At 39.6% G+C, this 1,133-nt stretch carries 3 protein-coding genes; 2 read left to right on the forward strand and 1 reads right to left on the reverse strand.

What is annotated here, in order from left to right:
- Positions 1 to 210: hypothetical protein (locus F6K53_RS44465; RefSeq protein ID WP_293087340.1), on the reverse strand; the 210-nt coding region annotated here is incomplete at its 3' end.
- On the opposite strand from F6K53_RS44465, the gene F6K53_RS44470 reads away from it, so the two are divergent.
- Both F6K53_RS44470 and F6K53_RS44475 read left to right on the forward strand, forming a co-directional pair.
- Entirely contained in the window at positions 152 to 673 is a 522-nt protein-coding gene (locus F6K53_RS44470; RefSeq protein WP_293087337.1) for a chromophore lyase CpcT/CpeT, read from the forward strand. The genes F6K53_RS44465 and F6K53_RS44470 overlap by 59 nt on opposite strands.
- A 110-nt stretch (positions 674 to 783) precedes the next feature.
- Positions 784 to 1,133 (forward strand): gluconokinase (locus tag F6K53_RS44475; RefSeq protein ID WP_293087334.1); only part of this gene is annotated, 350 nt, incomplete at its 3' end.

The following is a 1,133-nucleotide window of genomic DNA, read 5'->3' on the forward strand; positions in this document are numbered from 1 at the left end:
ACTCAGGATGGACATAGTATATTTGGCAGAATAATTTAAGCATATGATTTTTCGATTTATTATGTTTTCCATTTGCACCATTTGCCTATTTGCATGCAAGTCAAACAAATCTAAATCAATAATATCACCAGAGCAAAAACTGCTTACTTTGATGAGCGGGCATTTTTCGAGCAAAGCCCAATCTGAACGAGACTCAGCTTTCTTTGACATAAGCTTGGTTATGTATCCCATATGGAAAAACTCAACCGAAGCAAAGTGGATGTATGTAGAACAGGCGGCCAGCGCTTACAAAGACCAACCATATAGACAGCGGGTCTATCGCATCAGTATGGTAGAAGCTGGACTTATGGAAAGTCGTGTGTATGAATTAGATGATCCTTCGAAATACATACATGCTTGGGAGAAGCCCGCACTTTTTGAGGCACTCACATCAGATTCATTAATTCTTAGAGAGGGGTGCTCGGTTTTTTTAAAAGCCAGCGAAAATTGTTTTTCAGGGTCTACTAGAGAAAAAGAATGCCTAAGTAGTTTACGGGGAGCCAGCTATGCCAGTTCTATTGTCGAAATATGTCCAAACAAAATTACATCATGGGACCAAGGTTGGAATAGTGATGACGAACAAGTATGGGGAGCAGTCAGCGGCCCCTATGTATTTGACAGACTAGATCAGTGATCCTAGATGAATTAGTCATTATCGCTAAAAAGTGTTTCGATTGGCACCTCAGAAATGAAAGTAATGCCTTGAATCTTTGATGTATCTTAGCTACTAAAGGGCTGGACAAATTGAATGCTATAATTTTCATAATGGGTGTAAGTGGTTCTGGAAAATCAACAATCGGACGAGCATTATCACTAAAAATGGACATCCCATTTTATGATGGGGACAATTTTCATTCAAATGAGAATCTGAGTAAAATGTCTCAAGGTCAGCCCTTAGATGACGAAGATCGACATCCTTGGTTGGCATCGATAAACAAGCATGCCCGCTTACAAAAATCAGGTGCTATTTATGCCTGTTCGGCACTTAAGTCTAGTTATCGAAAAGTACTCGAAGAAAATCTAGCAAAGGCAGTGTATTGGATTTTTTTAAACGGCGATTTTGACCTTATCAGAAGGCGGTTGGCAAATCGAAG

Origin of the sequence: Moorena sp. SIO4A1 (assembly GCF_010672065.1) — a bacterium.
Classification (GTDB): Bacteria; Cyanobacteriota; Cyanobacteriia; order Cyanobacteriales; family Coleofasciculaceae; genus Moorena.